This window comes from Mycobacterium sp. (assembly GCF_049608025.1).
In the GTDB taxonomy this organism is placed as follows: Bacteria; Actinomycetota; Actinomycetes; order Mycobacteriales; family Mycobacteriaceae; genus Mycobacterium.
Window position 1 is genome coordinate 19,690 of the sequence record NZ_JBMYXC010000025.1, and the last position, 19,943, is coordinate 39,632.

Consider the following 19,943-nt stretch of genomic DNA (forward strand, 5'->3'; position numbering starts at 1 on the left):
GCACCGTAACGCGTCGCGCCGGTCTACATCCGCCACCACGGGTCCAACGTCGACTCGACAGCATCCCGCCCACCCAGGACCCGGCCACCCGGTATCGGTACCGCGATACGTACCCGCTCCGCTTCCGCCGCGGCACAGAGACGTTCGGCCGGTTCCGCCCACGGGTGTGGCGCCAATCGGAACGTGGCCCAGTGGATCGGCATCAACAGGCCGCTGTCGGCGTCGGCCAGATCGAGGTGAGCGCGCACGGCGTCCTCGGGATTCATGTGAATGTCGGTGAACGCCGGATGGTAGGCGCCGATCGGCAGCAGCGTCAGGTCGAAGGGGCCGTACTCGGCGCCGATCTGGGCGAAACTCTTGGTATAGCCGGTGTCCCCGCCGAAGAACGCGCGGTGCGTCGGTCCGGCCACCACCCAGGACGCCCACAGCGTGGCGTCGCGGGCGAACAATCGGCCGGAGAAATGTCGTGCGGGTGTGCAGATCAGCGTCAGCTCACCGATCCGGTGACTCTGGTACCAATCGAGTTCGATGATCCGACTGTCGGGAATTCTCCATTTGCGCAGATGCGCGCCGATCCCCAGCGGTACGACGAAGGGTGCGCGCTGGGTGCGGGCCAGGGCGACGATCGTGTCGATATCGAGGTGGTCGTAGTGGTCGTGGCTGATCAACACCGCGTCCACCGCGGGAAGCGCCTCCAGCGGAACCGGCACTTCATGCATCCGCTGGGGGCCCACCGATCGCGACGGCGAGCAACGTTGACTCCAGATCGGGTCGGCCAGCACCCGGTATCCGTCGACCTCGATCAACGCGCTGGAGTGCCCATACCAGCTGGCTGCGGCCAGCGCTGGCGCCGTATCCGCCCGAGGCTTTTCGGCCAGCGGGATGGGGCCGGGCGGCTTGCCGAGCGAGCCGGCGTTCGCCAGGTCACGCAGCAGCGTGCGCTGCAGTTCACCATCCATTCTGATGCCGGACGGTGCCTCCAGGTTGGCGAAAACCCCGTCGCGGTAGTGCGGCGACTGCTGGGCCACCGCTGAGATCTCGGCCGGCGTGGCGCCCAGGGCCGCCGGAGTGCCCTGCAATGCCTTCAGCACCCATCCACCGGCCAGCAACGAGGCCGTCCCGAACCCGAAACGCAGCGCTGCCTTGACCACCATCAGGCACCCTGGAACCGCGGAGCGCGCTTCTCGATGCGCGCCACCTGGGCCTCAATCACGTCCTGGCTGGCCCATGCGCGGTCATACAACTGCTGGTGCTCGGGCCATGGGTCTTCGTAGGCGCCGTCGTCGTTGAGCACCCGCTTGGCGTGCTGCAGCGCCAGCGGCGCGAATCCGGCGATCTCGGCTGCCCAGGCCTGCGCCTCGGCCAGGGTGCCGATCCGGTTGGCCATGCCGGTCTGCAGCGCGACTTCGGCGGTCAGCCGCTCCGCCGCCATCAGCATGCCCCGTGTGCGGCCTGCCCCGACCAGCGACGTCAGTCGACGGATACTCCAGTTATCCAGTGCCAGGCCGTATTTCGCGACCGGGAACTGGAAGTACGCGTCGGGCGAGACGACTCTCAGATCGCAGATCATCGACAAGATGACGCCGGCCCCGATCGCAGGTCCGTTGATCGCGCCGATCACCGGGACAGGCGCCTGGTCTATCGCGATGTTCAGCGCCTTGGCCTTCTCAGGCAGGTGCTCGGCCACGCCCGCCGGGTCGGTCAGGTCGGCGCCCGAGCTGAACACGTGCCCCTGGCCGGTGAGGACGATCGCCCGGACATCTTCGCCGGCGGCCCTCTCGACTGCCTCGCGCAGGGCGTCGACGAGTTCAACGTTCAGCGCGTTGCGGCGCTCGGGCCGCTGCAGCTCCAGCGTCATCACATGGCCGTCGCGGGTGACTCCAATCATGGGTCCACCCTATTAGCCTTTCCCTGTGAGCCGGATCGGTGCCCTGGCGCTGCGCGACGCGCTGCTCGACGATGGGTCTTTCGTGAGCTGGGATGGGCCGCCGCGAAACGTCGCGATGTCGGAGCTGTACCGCAAAGAACTGGCCGATGCTGCGGCCGCCACCGGCCTCGACGAAGCCGTGGTGACAGGTGTGGGCCGGGTGTTGGGCCGTCCCGTGGCACTGGTGGCCTGCGAGTTCGATTTTCTGGCCGGGTCGATTGGGGTCGCCGCCGCGGAACGGATCACCGCCGCGGTCCGGCGGGCCACAGCTGAGCGGCTGCCGCTGCTGGCCTCACCGAGTTCCGGGGGCACCCGGATGCAGGAGGGGACGGTGGCGTTCCTGCAGATGGTCAAGATCGCAGCCGCAGTCGAACTGCACAAACGGGCGCACCTGCCCTACCTGGTCTATCTGCGCCACCCCACCACTGGCGGGGTGTTCGCCTCCTGGGGCTCGCTGGGTCACGTCACCGCCGCCGAACCCGGTGCAATGATCGGGTTCCTCGGTCCACGGGTGTACGAACACCTCTACGGCGAAACGTTCCCGTCCGGCGTCCAGACCGCGGAGAACCTGCAAAGCCACGGCGTCATCGACGCGGTCGTGCCCCTCGAATTGCTGCGCTCCACCCTTGATCGCACGCTGAGAGTCGTCTCCGACCTGCCCGGGAATCCGCCACCGGCACCTGAACCCGAGACCCTTCCGGACATCCCGGCGTGGGCGTCGGTGGAGGCGTCGCGGCGTCCCGAACGGCCCGGTGTCGGCCACCTGTTGAGGTATGGCACCACCGACCGGGTACTGCTGTCGGGAACCGAACGGGGCGAGGCCGCGACAACAGTGCTCGCGCTGGCCAGATTCGGCGGTCAGCCGGCAGTAGTGCTGGGCCAGCAGCGCGTCGTCGGGGGCTTGGTGGGCCCGGCCGCACTGCGGGAGGCCCGCCGCGGTATGGCGCTGGCGGCCGGCCTGGAACTGCCGCTCGTGCTGGTTATCGATACCGCCGGGCCGGCGTTGTCGGCAGCGGCAGAGCAGGGCGGCCTGGCAGGCGAGATCGCCCGCTGCCTTGCCGATCTCGTCACGCTGGACACCCCGACTGTCTCGGTGCTGCTCGGACAAGGCAGCGGCGGACCCGCTCTGGCGATGGTGCCCGCCGACCGGGTGCTGGCCGCGCTACACGGCTGGCTGGGGCCACTACCCCCGGAGGGTGCCAGCGCGATCGTTTTCCGCGACATCGACCACGCTCCGGAATTGGCTGCCGCACAGGGCATCCGGTCGGCTGATCTGCTGCGCAACGGCATCGTCGACGCGGTCGTGCCCGAACACCCCGATGCCGCCGATGAACCCGAGATGTTCACCAGGCGACTGTCGGACACCATCGCCAACGAATTGCATCGACTTCGGGCGGTGCCCGACCAGCAGCGATTGGCCGCCAGATTCGAGCGGTATCGGCGCATCGGACTGGGCCCCTGACGTTCGGACTGCCCCACCGCGAAGAAGTCCGAGTAGCCGGCGCCGAAGATGCACCTTCGTTGGTTCGCAGAAACAGGTGGTTCAAAATGACAAGTGGTTCAAAGAGAAAGGCCGTGCAGGTACCCGATAATCGACTCGGCGACGGCGTCTGGCTGCTCGGGGAACAGGGCGTGGCTGGCATCCTCGATCACCGTGGTGCTGATCCGGGTGCCGTACCGAGCCCGCAGGTCGCCCCACTCGGAGCGTTGGTGAAAGGGGTCCAGGGCGGGAATGATCTCAAGCACCGGTCCGTGTCCTGCACCCCAGTACCGGGCCGGGTCATCGCGGCGGACGCAATCCACCTGCATCCCCAGTGTGTGCGGATACCAACCGGTCAGCCAAATCGAGGCGTCATGGTTGGGGGAGAAAAAAGCCAAGCGCAGCGCGGCCAGTCGCTCGTCGTCGGAAAGCGATAGGTCACCTGCCCGCATCGGCGCCGAGTTGATCTCCGGGGCAACGGTTTTGCCTGCCGCCGACGCCAAGATGACGGCCGCGACCTGCTCCGGGTGATACACCGCAGTCGCGCGGGCGACGAAGTTGCCGAAAGCGTGGCCGAGAACGACAGCGCTGCCGTCTGCCAGCGCAGCGATCACTGCGGCGATGTCGCTGGCCATGTCTTCGAAACTCACGCCGTCCATTGGCCCCACCGATCGAGCCACTCCACGGGGTTGGGGCCTCAGCACCCGGAAGCCGGCGCCGACGAGTGCCGCAGTCACGGCGTCGTAGTCCTGACCACCATCGCGACCGTAGGACGGAATGATGATCACCGACGGCCCGTGGCCAGCGACGTACGTTTCGATGGCCGCCGCACCGGTATCGACGATCTGGCTACCTCCCGACTGCGAATCAGCCCCCGGCATGCCCATCAGCCCCCGTCTGCCTCGGCGACGAATGCCACGAGGTCTGCGCTGTCGGCCACCAGACACCTGACCCTGTCGATGATGTCACCGTTGACCCAGTCTTTCTGGCTGACGTTCTGTAACAACATGAACGACCGCCGGCGCAGGTGGTCGGCGTGCTCATGGTCGACGTACGCGGAGTAGCCGCGAGGCATGGCGCGCAGTGAATCGTCGTCGGACAACGCTCGGCCGCGCTCAGTCAGTCCGGCCAGCACGTGGGTGAACTCGTCTGCCCGCTCGATGATCTGATCGCGGATGGGAGCCAGGCGGGACGGGCTGAGTTGGTGGTAGCCGCACGCAACGAACCCGCCCCCATCGGCGAGGTGCAGGTAGGCGACCCCGGCGTTTTCCCGTTTGTCGCCGGTCGGGGTCAACAGTCCGCCGACCGCCGTCTTGTATGGCGATTTGTCCTTCGAGAAACGCACGTCGCGGTTGATCCGGAACATCGTCTCGCGTCCGCCGTGTAGTTCCCACGGCCCGCCCGCGGTCGCTTCGGCGGCGGCCTCGAGCGCCCCCACGAACGGCTCGCGCACCTGGCTCTGGTATTCGTCGCGGTGCGCCTCGAACCAGACCTTCTCGTTGTTATCGGCCAGGCCGCGCAGGAAGGCGAAGGTGGTTTTGCTGAATCCCAGCGTCGCGGTCATCACGACATCCCAACACCTGAGCAGGGATCCTGTCGAGGTTCCCCGGCCACAATGTTTGATCCCGGGACAAATGGTTGAATCAGTTGTCGTGAGCGAATTGAATGTGACGTGACCGAATTGAACGGGGCCCAGGTCCTGGTCGTCGGCGCGACCGGAGGCCTCGGCTCTGCCATCGCGCGCCAGTTGGTACGCGCCGGCGCAACACTGACCATCTCCGGCCGCAGTCGCGACGCGCTGCAGGCGCTCGCCGACGAGCTCGGCGACGCGGTGCAGACGACCGTGGCGACTGACCTGACGCTGCCGGGCTCCCCCAGCCAGATCGTCGAGCGGGCGACCGCAGACGGCCGCACCCTCGACGGCGTCGTTTACGCCGCCGGGGTGGTGGCGTTCGGGCCGCTCTCCGAGTTGGACGACGACATCCTCGACGAGCTCCTGCTCGCGAATTTCGTCGCACCGGTGCGGCTCGCCCAAGCCGTGCTCCCGTCGCTGCGCAAAGGCGCTTTCGTCGTGAACCTCAGCGCCATCGTCGCCGAGTCGCCCACCGCCGGGATGGCAGCGTACTCGGCAACCAAAGCCGCGCTCACGGCGTTCGACACCGCCATCAGGGTCGAGCTGCGTCGCAGCGGCATCAGGGTTGTCGACGCCCGGCCGCCGCACACCGAAACCGGACTCGCGGGCCGGCCGATCAGCGGGACCGCACCGCGCCTGCCTGCTGGACTGGCACCCGATGCGGTGGCCGAGCGCATCGTCCGCGCAATCCGCGACGACGAGCGGGACCTCGGGCCGGGCGCATTCGCGACGGCCCGCGACCGCGGATCTGACGGGTAGGGCCGCCGCGATGGACCACCCAGCCGACGGCAAGGCCGATGCCAGTCTGCTCACCGGCGTATCCGAGACCGCGTTGCTGACGCTCAACGGCAGGGCGTACCAGGCGCGGCATCCGGACGCGATCATCGATGACCCGATGGCAATCCAACTCGCTGACGCCATCGACTGCGACTACGAGAAGTTCGGCCGCAAGGGGCAAGAGATGGCCTTGCGCTCACTGGCCTTCGACAGGTGCACGAAGCAGTACCTGAGCGAACATCCCGCCGCCACCGTCGTAGCGCTGGCCGAGGGCCTCCAGACCAGCTTCTGGCGACTGGACAGCGCTATCCCTGATGCTCGTTTCCATTGGTTGACCATCGATTTCGCGCCCATCATCGAACTGCGCCGGCGACTGCTCCCGTCATCTCCCCGGATATCTGCCCTCGCACAGTCAGCACTGGACTACAGCTGGATGGATGGGGTCGACACAGACAGCGGTGTGTTCATCACCGCCGAAGGTTTGTTGATGTACCTGCAACCCGAAGAATCGATGGGTCTCATCGCCGAGTGTGCGCAACGCTTCCCAGGCGGGCAGATGATTTTCGATCTACCGCCGGTTCTCCTCAAGAAGCTTGCACCGAAGGGCATTCGGGCATCGCGACACTACCGCGTTCCGCCGATGCCGTTCAGCCTCTCACCACGTCAACTGGCAGGCCTGGTCGACACTGTGCCGGGTATCCGTGCGGTGCACGACCTGCCGATACCGAAAGGTCGGGGCCTGATTTTCAACACGCTGTTTCCCGCATTTTGGCAGTTGCCCGCGATCAGACAGGGCCGCGGCGCCTACACGCTGCTGGAGTTCGGCTGACCGGAGCGGGCCTACGGTGAGTTTTCACGCAATGGCCAGGGCCGCCAGCATCCCCGCGCAGGTAAGCAGGCTCAACGGCAGCCGCAGCAGGCTGCGTCGGGTCCACCGGAGCGCCGCTGCCTCGTCGACATTCGCAGGGTCCCGCCGTTCGAACTCCACCGCCTTGGGGATGAGGTCGAACACCGACCAGATCCGCATCGTGACATGGCTGACCAATGCCACCAGCAGTGCTGCGCGAATGCCGGCGTCACCCCAGGAAACGATCATTGTCACGACGAGCAGCAGCTCGAACAGGGTGTGCACAGGCAGCCAGAAGCGCATCCTGGCGATGCCGCCGTTGCGCGATTGGATGATGCCCGGCCGCTTGGGCCAGAACGGGTCGACCGCGAGCGCCTCGTAGATCCCGCCACCCAGCGAGATGCCGGCCAGAAGGGTTGTGATGGCGATCAGAACCAATGTCGGGGTGCCCACGCCGCCCAATTATCCTGACTGCACCATGACCTCGATCCACCCGTTCCGAATTGCCCTCCCCGATGATCTCCTGGCCGACCTCAAAGACCGGCTGCAGCGCACCCGCTGGCCCGACGCCGAATGCGTGGACGACTGGGGCCAGGGCATCCCGTTGAGCTACACCCAGGAGTTGGCCGAGTACTGGGCGAACGAGTATGACTGGCGGGCAAGGGAAGCCGCGCTGAACCGGTTCGACCAGTTCACCACCGATATCGACGGTCTACCGATCCATTTCATTCACCAGCGCTGCGCGCGCGAGGATGCCTTTCCGCTGATCCTCACCCACGGCTGGCCAGGTTCGATCGTCGAGTTCCACAAGGTGATCGAACCGCTCAACGACGCCGGTTTCGACATCGTGTGCCCCGCGCTGCCAGGCTTCGGATTCTCCGGGAAGCCGACTGCCACCGGCTGGGGGGTCGAGCGCATCGCTGAAGCGTGGGACGCATTGATGGTGCGACTGGGGTACCCACGATATGGCGCGCAGGGCGGGGACTGGGGTGCCGCGGTGACCACCCAAATCGGCCGAAACGGCGGCCACTGCATCGGCATCCACATCAATATGCCGCTCGGTCGTCGGCCAAAGAATCTCGGTGCGCCGACACCCGAGGAGACTGCCGCACTCGAGCGTCTGGGGTACTACCAGAAATGGGATTCGGGCTACGCGAAGCAGCAGTCGACCCGACCGCAGACATTGGGCTACGGCCTGGCCGATTCGCCGGTCGGGCAGCTGGCCTGGATCGTCGAGAAGTTCGGGTCGTGGATGGACTGTGACGGTCATCCGGAGAACATCCTCAGCAAGGATGAGTTGCTCGACAACGTGATGATGTACTGGGCCACCGGCACCGGCGCCTCATCGGCCCGGCTGTACTGGGAGAGCTTCGGCAGCTTCGCGCGCGGTAACCCAGTCACGCTCCCGACCGGCGTAGCGTCGTTCCCGAAAGAGATCCTGCGCTCGCCGCGGCAGTGGTGCGAGCACAACTACAACATCACCCGTTGGACAGACATGCCGCGTGGCGGCCATTTTGCCGCCTTCGAGCAGCCGGAACTGTTCGTCGAGGACGTAGGCGGCTTTTTCGCCGAATTCCGCGCTTCGAGCTAATCGTCCCGCGGGCTTCAGGCCAAGGACTGCGCCCAGGACCGGTGCAGGGCGGCGTAGTGGCCATCCTCGCGGGAGGCGAGCTCGTCCGGCGCGCCGTCCTCCACGACCAGGCCGTGTTCCAACACCAGGACGCGGTCGGCGATCTGCACTGTGGACAATCGATGCGCGATCACCAGTGCCGTGCGATCGGCCAACACCGTCTCCAACGCGCGCTGCACCATCCGTTCACTGGGGATGTCCAGCGACGACGTCGCCTCGTCCAGGATCAGCACCGCAGGGTCCGCCAGAAACGCGCGCGCGAACGCCACGAGTTGCCGTTGCCCCGCCGAGAGCCGGCCGCCTCTCTTGGCGACGTCAGTGTCGTACCCGTTGGGCAAGGAATCGATGAAGACGTCCGCACCGACGGCCACGGCGGCAGCGTAAACCTCCTCGTGGGTGGCGTCCGGCCTGCCGAAGCGAATGTTGTCCGCAACCGTCCCGCCGAACAGGAAGTTCTCCTGCGTCACCATCACCACGTGACGGCGCAGCTCGGCCTGTGCCAGCTCGCGCAGGTCCACCCCGTCGATTGTCACCGAACCTGACACCGGATCGTAGAACCGCGTCACCAGCTTGGCGATCGTCGATTTGCCGGCACCGGTGGTGCCGACCAACGCGACCGTCTGCCCGGCAGGCACCCGCAGTTCGAGGCCCGGCAGAACCGGCCTGCCACGCGCATACCCGAACTGCACACCGTGAAAGGCGACCTCGCCGCGGACAGCCCCCAACGTGACAGGTTCTTCCGGATCATCGATGTCCGGCTTCTGCGCCAGCACGCCGGCGAGCTTCTCCAGCGCCGAGGCTGCGGACTGGAATGTGTTGAAGAACTGAGAGATCTCCTGCATAGGCTCGAAGAACATCCGCAGGTACAGCAGGAACGCCGTCAGCGTGCCGATCGTCATCTCCCCGTGCAACACCCGGTAGCCGCCGTACAGCAGCACGACGCCGGTGGTGATGTTGCCAACCAGCTTGACGCCGGGCATGAACACCGCCAGCAGCCTGAATGTTCTCTCGTTGATCACCCGGTACCGGTCGGCGACCTCGGAGAAGATCTCCTGATTCCGCGGCTCACGCCGATACGCCTGCACCGCTTTGATGCCCGTCATGGTCTCGACGAACTGCACGATGACCAGCGCGGAGATTTCGCGGACCTCACGGTAGGTCAGGGACGACTCTCTGTGGAACCACACGACCAGCAGAATCAGAACTGGGAAACCGGCCAGACACATCAGACCGAGTTTGACGTCGAGCACTATCAGCAGAACCGCGGTGCCGAATAATGTCAGTACCGCAGTGATCAGACTGTCGAAACCAGTCTCCAGCATGTCCTGGATCGCTTCGACATCGTTGGTGGACCGGCTCACCACCCGCCCGGAGGTGTAGCGGTCGTGGAACGCGATGTCCAGACGGCCGAAATGACGGAAGACCCGCCTACGCAACTCGAGAAGCACCTTTTGACCGATTCGTCCCGAGCGGCGCAGGAAGTACATCCGACTGGTCGCCTGCACCACCACGACCCCGCACAGCGCGGCGACGATCGTCATCAGCGTGTCCGCCGGACCGCCCGCGACCAGCGGCGGGATCCCGTCGTCGATGCCCTTCTGAACCAGCAGCGGAACCGACAGGCGGGCAGCGTTTTCCACCACCACGACCACGGCGAGCACAACCAACGTCCAGCGATAGGGCCGAAGCAGCGATCCCAGCAGCGCGCGGGCCTCCCGCGGTAGCGGCGCCGTCTCGTCGATGGGGAGGTCGCCCTGCTCGTCGAACTCGCCGCGCCAACCGGCTGCGGGGGTCACAGTCGTCTCTGCATGATCTCGCGATCGAGACGGACGCCGCGCTCGTCGCTTTCCACTGTCCGCGCAAGCAGTTCATCCTGGCCGTTTAGGCCGCGCGCACGCCGCTCATCGTTCTCTTCCCAGGCGCAGTCACGCTCAGCGCCGTCGTCGAGTTCGTCGTCGGCAGCCAACAGGTACCGGTATTCGGGTACTTGGGAGAGCAACTCGGCGTGACTGCCGACATGGGTAATAGTGCCGTTCTGCAGCAGGGCAACCCGGTCGGCGAGCAATACCGTCGACGCCCGATGGGCCACCACGATCCCGGTCACCGAATGCAGAACACGACGCAACGCCTTTTCGACCACGGCCTCGGTATGGATGTCCAGTGCCGACAACGTGTCATCGAGCACCAGGATCCTGGGTGCGGCCAGGATCGCCCGGGCCAGCGAAAGTCGTTGCCGCTGACCGCCAGACAAACTCATGCCCTGTTCACCGATCCGGGTTTGCAACCCGAAGGGTAAGTCGTAGACGAACTGCGCCGCGGCGACATCGATGGCTTGGTGCAGTTCGTCATCGGTGGCTTGGGGGCGGCCCAGCCGCAGGTTCTCTGCGACCGACATCGAAAACAGCGTCGGATCCTCGAACGCGGTGGCCACCGCCCGTCGCAATGCGTCCAGAGAGAACTCGCGGATGTCCTGCCCGTCGATGCGGATCTCCCCTTCGGTCACGTCGTACAGCCGGGAGAGCAGCCCGGCCAGCACCGATTTGCCCGACCCGGTGGAGCCGACGAGCGCGAGCGTCTCACCGGGTTCCACCGTGACGCTGACGTGACGCAGGGCCCACTGGTCCAGCCCATCAAAGTCGGGAAACTTGAAGCCGACGTCCACGAGTTCGAGGCGCCCGCCCTGCGGGGTCTGATCTCGCGGGCCGTCGAAGATCTCGATCGGCGCGTCGAATATCTCGGCGATGCGGTTGGCTGCGGTGAATGATTCCTGCGTCATCGAGAGCAGGAACCCCAGCGACGCGATCGGCCACACCAGCGACAGCATCATCGTGATGAAGGCAACGAGGGTGCCCATCGTGACGTGGCCTTCGCCGGCCGCGTAGGCGCCGAAGCCGAGCACGACGATCAGGGTCAGGTTCGGGATGATCTCCAACAACGTCCAGAACTTGGCCGACACCGAGACTCGGCGCACCTGGGTGTCGTACAGATCGGTCAATTGGTCGTCGAAGCGGTCGTAGACGTAGTCCTCGCGGCCGAACGACTTGACCACGCGGAGACCCAGGGCGGCCTCTTCGACATGGGTTGCCACGTGCCCGGCCTGGTCCTGGGCGCGGCGAGACAACCGGGTGTACTCCTGCTGGAAGTGCAACACGGTCAGCGTTATCGGCACGATCGAGACCAGCACGACCACGCCCAGCGGCCAGTACATCGCGAGCAGGATCGCGGTGACGACGACGATCTGCAAAACGTTGAGCATCAGGAAGATGAGACCGAACGACATGAACCGACGAATCGTGCTCAGATCGTTCATGATCCGCGACAGCAACTGACCGGACTGCCACCTGCCGTGAAACGACATCGGCAGGGTTTGCAGTCGTGAATACAGGTCCTTGCGGATGTCGGCCTCGACGCCCATCGTGGCGCGGGCCACCAACCAGCGGCGGATGAACCACAGCACCGCCTCGGTGACGCCCACCCCCATCGCCGCGGCGCCGAGCAGCCAGAGCTTCTGCTGGTCCTGGTTGCGGACCGGACCATCGATGACAGCCTTGGTCATCAGTGGGATCGCCACGGTGGCGGCGAGGCTGGCCAGCGCGACCACGATCATCGCTGCCCAGCGGACCCGGTAGGGCATCAGATAGGGCAACATCCGCCACAGATCCGCGCTGGGTCCGACCCGCCGGGAGCGCGGCGCGATGGCGGGCGCCGTGCGTAGCCCGTTCCGAGATTCAGTCACTTAGTAGATCTTCCCATTGCGCGCAAGCGGTTATCCCGAGCGTTTCCGCACTCGTGAATTCGCCGTCAACCTCAACATCGGATGAGGTCAAAGCCTTCCCGGTGGGCGATCGATGACTGGCACGCGAGGACCATCGGGCGCAGCATCCCGCGAGTGAGCCGATTCATCGGGCAAGATTGCTTACATGGACAGTGGTGTGGGCTCGCTCAGGGTGCTCGTGGTCGATGATGATCCCGACGTCCTCGCCTCCCTCGAGCGGGGACTGCGGTTGTCCGGATTCGAGGTCTTCACCGCGGTCGACGGGGCGGAAGCACTGCGCAGGGCCACCGAGACCCGACCCGACGCGATCGTGCTCGACATCAACATGCCGGTGCTCGACGGCGTCTCGGTGGTGACCGCGCTTCGCGCGATGGACAACGATGTGCCGGTCTGCGTGCTGTCGGCCCGCTCCTCAGTCGACGACCGGGTCGCCGGGCTGGAGGCCGGCGCCGACGACTACCTGGTCAAGCCGTTCGTGCTGGCCGAGCTGGTGGCGCGGGTCAATGCGCTGCTACGCAGGCGTGGGTCGACGGCGACGTTCTCATCGGAGACCATCACGGTCGGCCCGCTCGAGGTCGATATCCCCGGCCGGCGCGCCCGAGTCAACGGGGCCGACGTGGACCTGACCAAGCGAGAATTCGATCTGCTGGCCGTGCTGGCCGAGCACAAGACCGCGGTGCTCTCCCGCGCGCAGCTCCTCGAACTGGTCTGGGGTTACGACTTCGCCGCCGACACCAACGTCGTCGACGTCTTCATCGGCTACCTTCGGCGCAAACTCGAGGCCAACGGTGCGCCACGGCTGCTGCACACAGTTCGCGGCGTGGGATTCGTCCTCAGGCAGCAATAGGTCCCGTGTCTGCGCTGTCCCGGACGCTGTCCCGGATCTTCCGCCGCACGCCGTCGCTACGCACCCGCGTCGCGCTGGCCACCGCGATCGGGGCGGCGATCGTCGTCGTGCCCGAGGAAGAACGCACGATCGTGTTCGAGAAGTTCTCGCGCGGGACCACGGCGTCGCATTCAGGTTCGGGCCTCGGACCTTGCCCTGGTAGCCCGACAGGCTGAATCACACCGAGGCACTGCCTCGTTGGAGGCCAGCCCGATGGGCGGGGTCAGACTGTTGCTACGCCTACCCGGCCCTCATGAGCACAGCTTCGACAGAGCTACCGCGTGGCCAGCAGGTCGATAACGAAGATGAGCGTTTTACCGGAAAGGCGGTGCCCCCCGCCGGGTGGGCCGTATGCCTGGGCGGGCGGGACCGTCAGCTTGCGCCGACCGCCGACATTCATGCCGGGAATGCCGTCCTGCCAGCCTTGGATCAGACCCCGCAGCGGGAACTCGATGGACTCGCCACGGTTCCAGGAGCTGTCGAACTCCTCCCCGGTGTCGTATTCAACGCCGACGTAGTGGACCTCTACGTTCGCGCCTGGGACGGCTTCGGCGCCATCGCCGAGAACGATGTCCTCGATCACCAATTCGGTCGGAGCAGGGCCGTCGGGAAAGTCGATCTCAGGTTTGCTACTCATCGCCTCCACCGTAGTCGGGTGGGGACGGGCCGCTACTACATACCTCTGAGCTGGTCGCTCATTGCGAACCCGCCGGCGGGCACGACACCGACATGTAGGCCTTCGGAGCCGCGACTGTATTGATATTCGTGACGACGCACTGCGAAAGCGGCACGACGTTGGGAGCACCGTTAACCCAGTTGATCGTCACTTGGTAGCCCTGGCGTTCGAGTTCTGCCCTAGTATTCGTGGGCGACTCGGAGCCGGCGATTGGGACGGAGTCGCCGTTTGGCTCGGCGGCGGTGACCGGCGCGAGGGCGACCGATGCGACTGACGCCGCAGCAATCAGCAACGGGGCAACGTAGAGCCTCTTCAACGACGTGCTCTCAATCGACATGGCAATCCTCCTCAGCCGCGCAACTCCCGCACCGGGAAGTCACGACCACAGGCTAAGTATCCCATTCCTGCCATTAACTATTTGCCGGTTCCTCACATACCGTGCTCTCATGGCTGCTCCGGCGGCGGAGGCACAGCCAAGGGCAGTGGTTCCACAGGAGCTGGCTCCACAGGGGGCGCGTTGTCGGACAACGGTTTACCCACCTGCTCCAGTGGCATCTGGCCGAGCAGCCCACCCTTCAAACCACCTTCGCGATAGGTACCGTAGAGGCGCTTCAGGTAGTCGATACGACCACTGGCAGCATTCTCCTGCCCGGGCTCCACCCCGAATATCTCGCCCTCGCCGGGAGCGGACGGCACCAGGTTCTGCGGGAGCAGGTACTGGTTGTTCAGGGCATTCAACGACGGCGCCGCAGCAGGGCCATCCCCGGGCGGCGAGGGCACGGGGGCCTGCGCCAACACGAACTCGTCTGCGGTCCGGCCGGACAGGTCCGGCGGGGCCGGCAATCCCCCGATACTCACGGGAGCCCCGTGCTGCGCCAACGGAAACAGAATGGATGCCGGCGGCGGGGGTCCCGGCGGGTCGGCCGGCGCGGCCGGGGCCGGACCATCGATGGGCACTGGCGGAGGCGGGTCGGCCAAGGCGGTTCCAGCAGTTGTCAGAACTACGACGAACCAGAACACACCCAGGACAGTGGCAGCACCTCGCCGGACACCCTGCGCGCGCCTGCCGCTATCCATGATCAGAGCCTCCCCCGAGCATTCAGACAGCTTTGGTAGCGCCGTAGTAGGCGACGATGTCGTCGGCGTTATTCGTAGAACTGGTCAACACCGCGTAGGACCGCATGAATGACTGCCCGATGCAGCCATCGATCTTGATGTGGGAATCTTTGATCGTGACCCGCGGATCGGTACCCGTGAAAACCTTGTGGACCAATTGAACGTTGATGACCTGACCAGGCTGGGGGTAGACCTCAATCGCGGCCCTGAGTGGAAAGCGCGTGCCGATATCGAAATCCAAGCCCAAATCGGTTCTGAAACCCGCCGAACCATTGAGTTTCACGACGTTCAACGTGATACCGCAACCGATCTGGTAGCCGACCTCGAGCGTTCCACCATCGAGTTCAGTTGTGCCCGAGCCGTCCACGCTACCGGTGAAAGTACCGGCGACCACGTATTCGCGCGACGACAACGCGGTGGTCAACGGGGCGACCGCTACCTGATATTCGTCTTTGCCGGCAACTGTCAGTTCCCAACCGTCCGGCGTCTCGACGATCCCCGGTTCTTCCGAGGGCACGGATCCGTCCGGGGGCGGCGGAGCGGCATTCGCCACCGACGCCACGTCGGGATCCGGGTCAGGCTGAGCGAAACCGCACGGCGCAGCACCTACCGCGAACAACGTGCCGGCCGCCGTCAGAACAGCCAGCCGACATGACACACGGCGCCGGGTACGCGCTACAGCGGGCACCGGTTCACACCGCCTTGATTTCACCGACATAGGTGACGACATCATCGGTGTCGGCGGTGGAACTCGTCAACGTCGCATACGACTGCAAGAAAGACTCTCCGACGCAATTGTCAACCTTGACCCGAAGTCCGGTGATGGTGATCCGGACCTCATCGCCGGTGAAGTTCTTTTGGCCGACGGGTAGGACCTCCACAATTCCGGGTCGGAGATTGACCTTTACCTCACCTTCGACCGAGAACCCCTGAAGCAACGGGTTGATAATCGTTTCCGTACCGGCCTCTCCAATCATTTCGACGGGTCCACCGACAATCCCGCAGCCGATCCGGTAGCCGGCTTCCAGCGACCCGCCGGTGAGCTCGGTGGTGCCGCCGCCCGTCACCGACCCGGTGAACGTGCCACTTACCAGATATTCGCGCGAAGACAGAGCCGTCGTCAGCGGGGCTACCGCCTCCTGGGTCTCGTCCTTTGCCCCCACGATCAACTCCCAACCATCCGGAGTTTCCAAGCGCCCGGACTCACCGGATTGCACCGATGTGTCGGGGGGTAACGCCTCGCCAGCGGGTGTCGCATCTGGCGGCGAAGCGGGGTCAGCGAGCGCCTCGGCGCTCGGCCCGTCGTCCGCAGGAATCGGCTGACCAATCGCGGACGCCGTTGCCAATACCACCGTTGCCAACATCGCCAGCGCAGCGAGAACCGCTGAAGCGGGGGCACGACGACTTAGCATGTGCGAGGCCCTTCATAACCCGGTCCGACGGTTCCCAGGATGGCGGATTCGGATGTCGGAGCGGCAAGGATTCCACCGTGACTTTTCCGAGGCGTAGCTTGCTACATGTGGCTGCCGATCGTCAACAATCGCACATTTTGACTGTTCATGCTTCGCGACGTTTGACTAGTGGCCACTCGACGTTGTGTTTCCCTACACCTCCGCGACGCCTGACGCTTCAATGGTCATGTGTTCGCACGAGTGAAGCTACCCGGGCAATGGAGGCAGGAGTGACGTGCATACTCCAGTGACCTGGCCATTCTGCCGGCCTCAGGGTCCGCTGTGCGCGACGGCGGCTATCGCGTGCGTCATCGGTTTGGCTTCCGCAACCCCCGCCCACGCCGACGAGATCCCGGGCGGCCCGGCGGCGGCGGCAGCCTGTTCCGACTTCGCCCGGGCACTGGACCTCGCGGCGGCCAATTACTCAAGCTTCGCCAACGCGCTCGCCATCGGAGAAATCGATCCGAACTACACAGACCCGATAGTGCGAACCAGCAACATCACCGGCAGGACAGCGCTGCGGCTCGCGGCGGCAGACGCGCTGAGCGCATCACTGACCCCGGGACTCCACCCCGAGGTCGCTGCTCCGATGCGGTCGTGGTCCTACAGTTCGACAAAGCTGCTCCTGCTGATGGGGATGCGTGCCAACGTCGACCGAATCAACAACGCCGCCACCGAACTGAACAGCGACGCGTACGACGCGAGGATGGCATGCGCCCAAACCGACACGCCGGTCTGACGCCCCGACGAGCCCGATCATGGCATCGACAGAAGCCCAGTTTGACGCGGTCATCGTGGGCGGCGGGCACAACGGACTGGTAGCTGCCGGTTATCTGGCCCGCGCCGGACAACGAGTCCTACTGCTGGAGCGCCTCCATAAGGTCGGCGGGGCTGCGGTTTCAGCACACGTCTTCGACGGCGTCGACGCGCGGTTGTCGCGCTACTCGTATCTGGTCAGCCTGCTGCCCGCGCGCATACTGGAGGACCTCGACGCGCGGGTTCAGTTGGTGCGCCGCCGCTATTCGTCCTACACCCCCGATCCAGCCTCGGCCGGGCGCACCGGACTACTGATCGGGCCGCAGAGCACTTTCGGCGCCGTCGGCGCGGCGGCCGACGAGCAGGCCTTCGGCGACTTCTACCGTCGGTGCCGACTGCTCACCGAGCCGCTGTGGCCGACGCTCACCGAGCCGCTGCGCACTCGCGAACAGACACGCCGGCTGGTAAGCAGTCGCAGCGCCGAAGCCGAGGCTGCCTGGGAGGCGCTGATCTGCTCTCCGATCGGCCACGCGATCACCGATGCAGTGGGCAGCGACCTCGTGCGCGGCGTGATGGCTACCGATGCGCTGATCGGCACGTTCGCGCGCGCCGACGCGGAATCGCTGACGCAGAACGTGTGCTTTCTGTACCACCTGCTCGGCGGCGGCACCGGCGACTGGGATGTCCCGGTCGGCGGCATGGGCGAGGTCAGCGCAGCGCTGGCCACCGTGGCCGCCGCTCACGGTGCCGACATCGTCACTGGCGCCGACGTTTACGCGATCACGCCCGACGGCGACGTGCACTACCGGCATGGCGGCCAGGACCGCGCCGTTCATGCCCGCTTCGTGCTGGCGAACGTGACGCCCACGGTCCTGGCTCGATTGACGAGTAGCCCAGAGCCGGAGCTGACCCCGGGCGCCCAGGTGAAAGTCAACCTCATGCTGCGGCGCCTACCGCGCCTGCGAGACGCTACTGTCACCCCGGAGCAGGCATTCGGCGGAACACTTCACATCAACGAGGGCTACCGTCAACTCGACACCGCGTTCAGCCGGGCCGAGGCCGGCGATGTGCCAGATCCGCTGCCCTGTGAGGTGTACTGCCACTCGCTGGCCGACCCCACCATCCTGTCGGAGGAATTGCGCGGCTCCGGTGCTCAGACGTTGACGGTATTCGGCCTACACACCCCGCACCGGTTGGTGGTCGACGACCCCGAACGGATGCGCGGCCGGCTGACGTCGGCGGTGCTGGATTCGCTCAATTCGGTCCTGGCCGAACCGATTCAGGATGTCCTGATGCAGGATTCGAGCGGTCGACCATGCATCGAGACCAAGACCACCGCTGATCTCGAGCAGACACTGGCGATGACGGCCGGCAACATCTTCCACGGCGCGCTAGGATGGCCATTCGCCGAGGACGACGAACACCTGGACACACCCGCCCGGCGCTGGGGTGTGCAGACACCCCATGACCGGATCATGTTGTGCGGCTCAGGTTCTCGTCGCGGCGGCGCTGTATCGGGCATTGGCGGGCACAACGCCGCGAGGGCAGTGCTGGAGAGCTAGCGGGTATCTTCACTTTCGGCCCGGGGCCCGGCGATCAGCGGGGCCAGCCGTTCGGCCGAACGGAGTCCGCGCGGCGATGTCGAGTAGAGGCCGAGCGCGAAGATCAGCACCCCTACCGCGGCGAACAGCAGCCATAGCGGCCGGGAGGTGCGGGCGAAATCGATGGTCGGATCCGCCAGAGCGGCACCGGCAACCGAACCACACAACGCCACACCGATACTCACGCCAACTTGACGACTGGCTGAGGCGATCGCCGAGGCGGCGCCGGCACGGTCTGTCGGCATTCCGCTGACCGCCTCGTTGGTGATGGGCGCGTTCACCATCGAAAAGCCGACGCCGAACACTGCGAAGACCACCAGAAGTTGCCACACCGGAGTAACCGCGCTGAGCTGGGTCAGCAACAGTGTGGCTGCGGTCATCAGAGTTCCGGCGATCAGCAGCGACGGCCGGGCGCCGAAGCGGCCGACAAGCCGACCTGACAGCGGGGCGAAGATCAGCGCGCCGACGGCGAGCGGCAGATACATCAGACCCGTGTTCATCGCCGAGAATCCACGCTCGCCTTGCAAATACAGCGACATCATGAACAGGAACGCACCCCATGCCGCGAACGCGGCGACGGCGATGATGGTCGCCGACGAGAACGGGATGCTGCGAAAGAACCGAAGATCGATGAACGGATCTTCATGCCGGGTTTCGTAGCGGACAAAAGCCACGAGAGACAGCGCGGCGACGACGCCGATGATCGCGACGTCCGGTTCGCTCCAGCCCCGTGCCGGACCCTCGATGAGCACGAACACCATGCCGAACAGGAATGTCACCCCGAGTGCCTGTCCCACCGGGTCCACGCCGCGCATGGACTCCGACTTGGATTCGGGTACGAAAATGGCAGCCAGCAGTATCGCCACCGCGCATATCGGCAGATTTATCCAGAAAACCGCACGCCAGCCGACATACTCGATCAGCGCGCCGCCCACGATCGGCCCCATTGCCATGGAGATTCCAACAACACCACCCCAGATGCCGATCGCCCGCGCCCGTTCCACCCGTCCGGTGAAAACCTGAGTGATGATCGACATCGCGACCGGATTGAGCATCGAACCGCCGATCGCCTGTAGCAACCGGGCAGCTATCAGGGTCTCGATGTTCGGCGCCAGGCTGCACAGCAACGACGCGACCGCGAAGATCGACAGACCCACCTGGAAGGTGCGTCGTCGGCCGAATCGGTCTGCAGTGGCGCCCGACAACAGCAACAGCGAAGCCAGCACCAGCGTGTAAACGTCGATCACCCACTGCATCTGCGTCGGCGTGGCAGACAAGTCGGCGCGGATGCTGGGAATCGCGACGTTGACGATCGTGGCGTCCATCGACACGATCAGCAGACTCAAACAGCACGAGGCCAAAACGATGACCTTGCGCCGCGGGCTCAG

General features: G+C 65.6%; 20 protein-coding genes and 1 pseudogene. 8 read left to right on the plus strand and 13 right to left on the minus strand.

The window, feature by feature from the left end; translation table 11 throughout:
- Positions 1-23: 23 nt before the first annotated feature.
- Both ACPGXI_RS10340 and ACPGXI_RS10345 read right to left on the minus strand, forming a co-directional pair.
- Positions 24-1,154, minus strand: a complete 1,131-nt coding sequence (locus ACPGXI_RS10340) for an MBL fold metallo-hydrolase (RefSeq protein ID WP_526652483.1) — start codon at positions 1,152-1,154, stop codon at positions 24-26.
- The gene (locus ACPGXI_RS10345; RefSeq protein ID WP_526652485.1) at positions 1,154-1,888 is read right to left on the minus strand and encodes an enoyl-CoA hydratase; all 735 of its coding nucleotides are present in this window, start codon (positions 1,886-1,888) and stop codon (positions 1,154-1,156) included. The genes ACPGXI_RS10340 and ACPGXI_RS10345 overlap by 1 nt, the downstream gene beginning before the upstream one ends.
- 25 nt (positions 1,889-1,913) lie before the next feature.
- Here ACPGXI_RS10345 and ACPGXI_RS10350 point away from each other — a divergent pair, with 25 nt between their 5' ends.
- Positions 1,914-3,389 carry a carboxyl transferase domain-containing protein gene (locus ACPGXI_RS10350; protein WP_526652487.1) on the plus strand — a complete coding sequence of 492 codons (1,476 nt, stop codon included), beginning with the start codon at positions 1,914-1,916 and terminating at the stop codon, positions 3,387-3,389.
- Between the two features lie 98 nt (positions 3,390-3,487).
- On the opposite strand, the gene ACPGXI_RS10355 is transcribed toward ACPGXI_RS10350, so the two are convergent.
- A complete protein-coding gene (locus ACPGXI_RS10355; RefSeq protein WP_526652489.1) occupies positions 3,488-4,294 on the minus strand; it encodes an alpha/beta fold hydrolase in 807 nt (268 codons plus the stop codon).
- On the minus strand, positions 4,294-4,971 hold the full coding sequence (locus ACPGXI_RS10360) for a DUF2461 domain-containing protein (protein WP_526652491.1): 678 nt from the start codon (positions 4,969-4,971) through the stop codon (positions 4,294-4,296). Before ACPGXI_RS10360 ends, ACPGXI_RS10355 begins: the two co-directional genes overlap by 1 nt.
- Positions 4,972-5,079: 108 nt before the next feature.
- Between ACPGXI_RS10360 and ACPGXI_RS10365 the strand changes: the two genes are divergently transcribed.
- Entirely contained in the window at positions 5,080-5,799 is a 720-nt protein-coding gene (locus ACPGXI_RS10365) for an SDR family NAD(P)-dependent oxidoreductase (RefSeq protein WP_526652493.1), read from the plus strand.
- A gap of 10 nt (positions 5,800-5,809) precedes the next feature.
- A complete protein-coding gene (locus ACPGXI_RS10370) occupies positions 5,810-6,646 on the plus strand; it encodes a class I SAM-dependent methyltransferase (protein WP_526652495.1) in 837 nt (278 codons plus the stop codon).
- A gap of 24 nt (positions 6,647-6,670) precedes the next feature.
- Here the strand turns inward: ACPGXI_RS10370 and ACPGXI_RS10375 are convergent, their stop codons facing one another.
- Complete coding sequence (locus ACPGXI_RS10375; RefSeq protein WP_526652497.1) at positions 6,671-7,117, minus strand: hypothetical protein; 447 nt, start codon at positions 7,115-7,117, stop codon at positions 6,671-6,673.
- 25 nt (positions 7,118-7,142) lie between these two features.
- Here ACPGXI_RS10375 and ACPGXI_RS10380 point away from each other — a divergent pair, with 25 nt between their 5' ends.
- A complete protein-coding gene (locus tag ACPGXI_RS10380; protein WP_526652499.1) occupies positions 7,143-8,255 on the plus strand; it encodes an alpha/beta fold hydrolase in 1,113 nt (370 codons plus the stop codon).
- 14 nt (positions 8,256-8,269) lie between these two features.
- Here ACPGXI_RS10380 and ACPGXI_RS10385 read toward each other — a convergent pair whose 3' ends face one another.
- Complete coding sequence (locus tag ACPGXI_RS10385) at positions 8,270-10,090, minus strand: ABC transporter ATP-binding protein (protein ID WP_526652501.1); 1,821 nt, start codon at positions 10,088-10,090, stop codon at positions 8,270-8,272.
- Positions 10,087-12,030 (minus strand): ABC transporter ATP-binding protein, encoded by a 1,944-nt coding sequence (locus tag ACPGXI_RS10390; RefSeq protein ID WP_526652503.1) that lies wholly within the window; start codon positions 12,028-12,030, stop codon positions 10,087-10,089. Before ACPGXI_RS10390 ends, ACPGXI_RS10385 begins: the two co-directional genes overlap by 4 nt.
- Positions 12,031-12,205: 175 nt before the next feature.
- Between ACPGXI_RS10390 and prrA the strand changes: the two genes are divergently transcribed.
- Together prrA and ACPGXI_RS10400 are read left to right on the plus strand one after the other, a co-directional pair.
- Entirely contained in the window at positions 12,206-12,916 is a 711-nt protein-coding gene (prrA, locus tag ACPGXI_RS10395; protein WP_526652530.1) for a two-component system response regulator PrrA, read from the plus strand.
- A gap of 107 nt (positions 12,917-13,023) precedes the next feature.
- Positions 13,024-13,255, plus strand: a pseudogene (locus ACPGXI_RS10400) (ATP-binding protein); the annotation flags it as partial.
- Here the strand turns inward: ACPGXI_RS10400 and ACPGXI_RS10405 are convergent.
- The 5 genes from ACPGXI_RS10405 to ACPGXI_RS10425 all read right to left on the minus strand — a co-directional run bounded on the left by ACPGXI_RS10405 (position 13,230) and on the right by ACPGXI_RS10425 (position 16,159).
- Entirely contained in the window at positions 13,230-13,592 is a 363-nt protein-coding gene (locus tag ACPGXI_RS10405; RefSeq protein ID WP_526652505.1) for an FKBP-type peptidyl-prolyl cis-trans isomerase, read from the minus strand. The pseudogene ACPGXI_RS10400 and the gene ACPGXI_RS10405 overlap by 26 nt on opposite strands.
- A 58-nt stretch (positions 13,593-13,650) precedes the next feature.
- Positions 13,651-13,968: a hypothetical protein gene (locus tag ACPGXI_RS10410; protein ID WP_526652507.1), complete on the minus strand. Its 318-nt coding sequence runs from the start codon at positions 13,966-13,968 to the stop codon at positions 13,651-13,653.
- A gap of 107 nt (positions 13,969-14,075) precedes the next feature.
- Positions 14,076-14,708: a hypothetical protein gene (locus ACPGXI_RS10415; RefSeq protein WP_526652509.1), complete on the minus strand. Its 633-nt coding sequence runs from the start codon at positions 14,706-14,708 to the stop codon at positions 14,076-14,078.
- 22 nt (positions 14,709-14,730) lie between these two features.
- Complete coding sequence (locus ACPGXI_RS10420; protein WP_526652511.1) at positions 14,731-15,435, minus strand: MspA family porin; 705 nt, start codon at positions 15,433-15,435, stop codon at positions 14,731-14,733.
- A 4-nt stretch (positions 15,436-15,439) separates the two neighbouring features.
- Positions 15,440-16,159 carry an MspA family porin gene (locus ACPGXI_RS10425; protein WP_526652513.1) on the minus strand — a complete coding sequence of 240 codons (720 nt, stop codon included), beginning with the start codon at positions 16,157-16,159 and terminating at the stop codon, positions 15,440-15,442.
- A gap of 274 nt (positions 16,160-16,433) precedes the next feature.
- On the opposite strand from ACPGXI_RS10425, the gene ACPGXI_RS10430 reads away from it, so the two are divergent.
- A complete protein-coding gene (locus ACPGXI_RS10430; RefSeq protein ID WP_526652515.1) occupies positions 16,434-16,937 on the plus strand; it encodes an Rv2240c family protein in 504 nt (167 codons plus the stop codon).
- A gap of 19 nt (positions 16,938-16,956) precedes the next feature.
- Positions 16,957-18,516: a phytoene desaturase family protein gene (locus ACPGXI_RS10435; RefSeq protein ID WP_526652517.1), complete on the plus strand. Its 1,560-nt coding sequence runs from the start codon at positions 16,957-16,959 to the stop codon at positions 18,514-18,516.
- Here the strand turns inward: ACPGXI_RS10435 and ACPGXI_RS10440 are convergent.
- Entirely contained in the window at positions 18,513-19,943 is a 1,431-nt protein-coding gene (locus ACPGXI_RS10440; protein ID WP_526652532.1) for a DHA2 family efflux MFS transporter permease subunit, read from the minus strand. The two genes, ACPGXI_RS10435 and ACPGXI_RS10440, sit on opposite strands and share 4 nt — an antisense overlap.

Excerpts from the sequence above, each read along its gene's own strand:
- ACPGXI_RS10340 (WP_526652483.1), bottom strand. The coding sequence starts at position 1,154 with ATGGTGGTCAAGGCAGCGCTGCGTTTCGGGTTCGGGACGGCCTCGTTG.
- ACPGXI_RS10345 (WP_526652485.1), bottom strand. The coding sequence starts at position 1,888 with ATGATTGGAGTCACCCGCGACGGCCATGTGATGACGCTGGAGCTGCAG.
- ACPGXI_RS10355 (WP_526652489.1), bottom strand. The coding sequence starts at position 4,294 with ATGGGCATGCCGGGGGCTGATTCGCAGTCGGGAGGTAGCCAGATCGTC.
- ACPGXI_RS10360 (WP_526652491.1), bottom strand. The coding sequence starts at position 4,971 with ATGACCGCGACGCTGGGATTCAGCAAAACCACCTTCGCCTTCCTGCGC.
- ACPGXI_RS10370 (WP_526652495.1), top strand. The coding sequence starts at position 5,810 with ATGGACCACCCAGCCGACGGCAAGGCCGATGCCAGTCTGCTCACCGGC.
- ACPGXI_RS10380 (WP_526652499.1), top strand. The coding sequence starts at position 7,143 with ATGACCTCGATCCACCCGTTCCGAATTGCCCTCCCCGATGATCTCCTG.
- ACPGXI_RS10405 (WP_526652505.1), bottom strand. The coding sequence starts at position 13,592 with ATGAGTAGCAAACCTGAGATCGACTTTCCCGACGGCCCTGCTCCGACC.
- ACPGXI_RS10410 (WP_526652507.1), bottom strand. The coding sequence starts at position 13,968 with ATGTCGATTGAGAGCACGTCGTTGAAGAGGCTCTACGTTGCCCCGTTG.
- ACPGXI_RS10415 (WP_526652509.1), bottom strand. The coding sequence starts at position 14,708 with ATGGATAGCGGCAGGCGCGCGCAGGGTGTCCGGCGAGGTGCTGCCACT.
- ACPGXI_RS10425 (WP_526652513.1), bottom strand. The coding sequence starts at position 16,159 with ATGCTAAGTCGTCGTGCCCCCGCTTCAGCGGTTCTCGCTGCGCTGGCG.
- ACPGXI_RS10435 (WP_526652517.1), top strand. The coding sequence starts at position 16,957 with ATGGCATCGACAGAAGCCCAGTTTGACGCGGTCATCGTGGGCGGCGGG.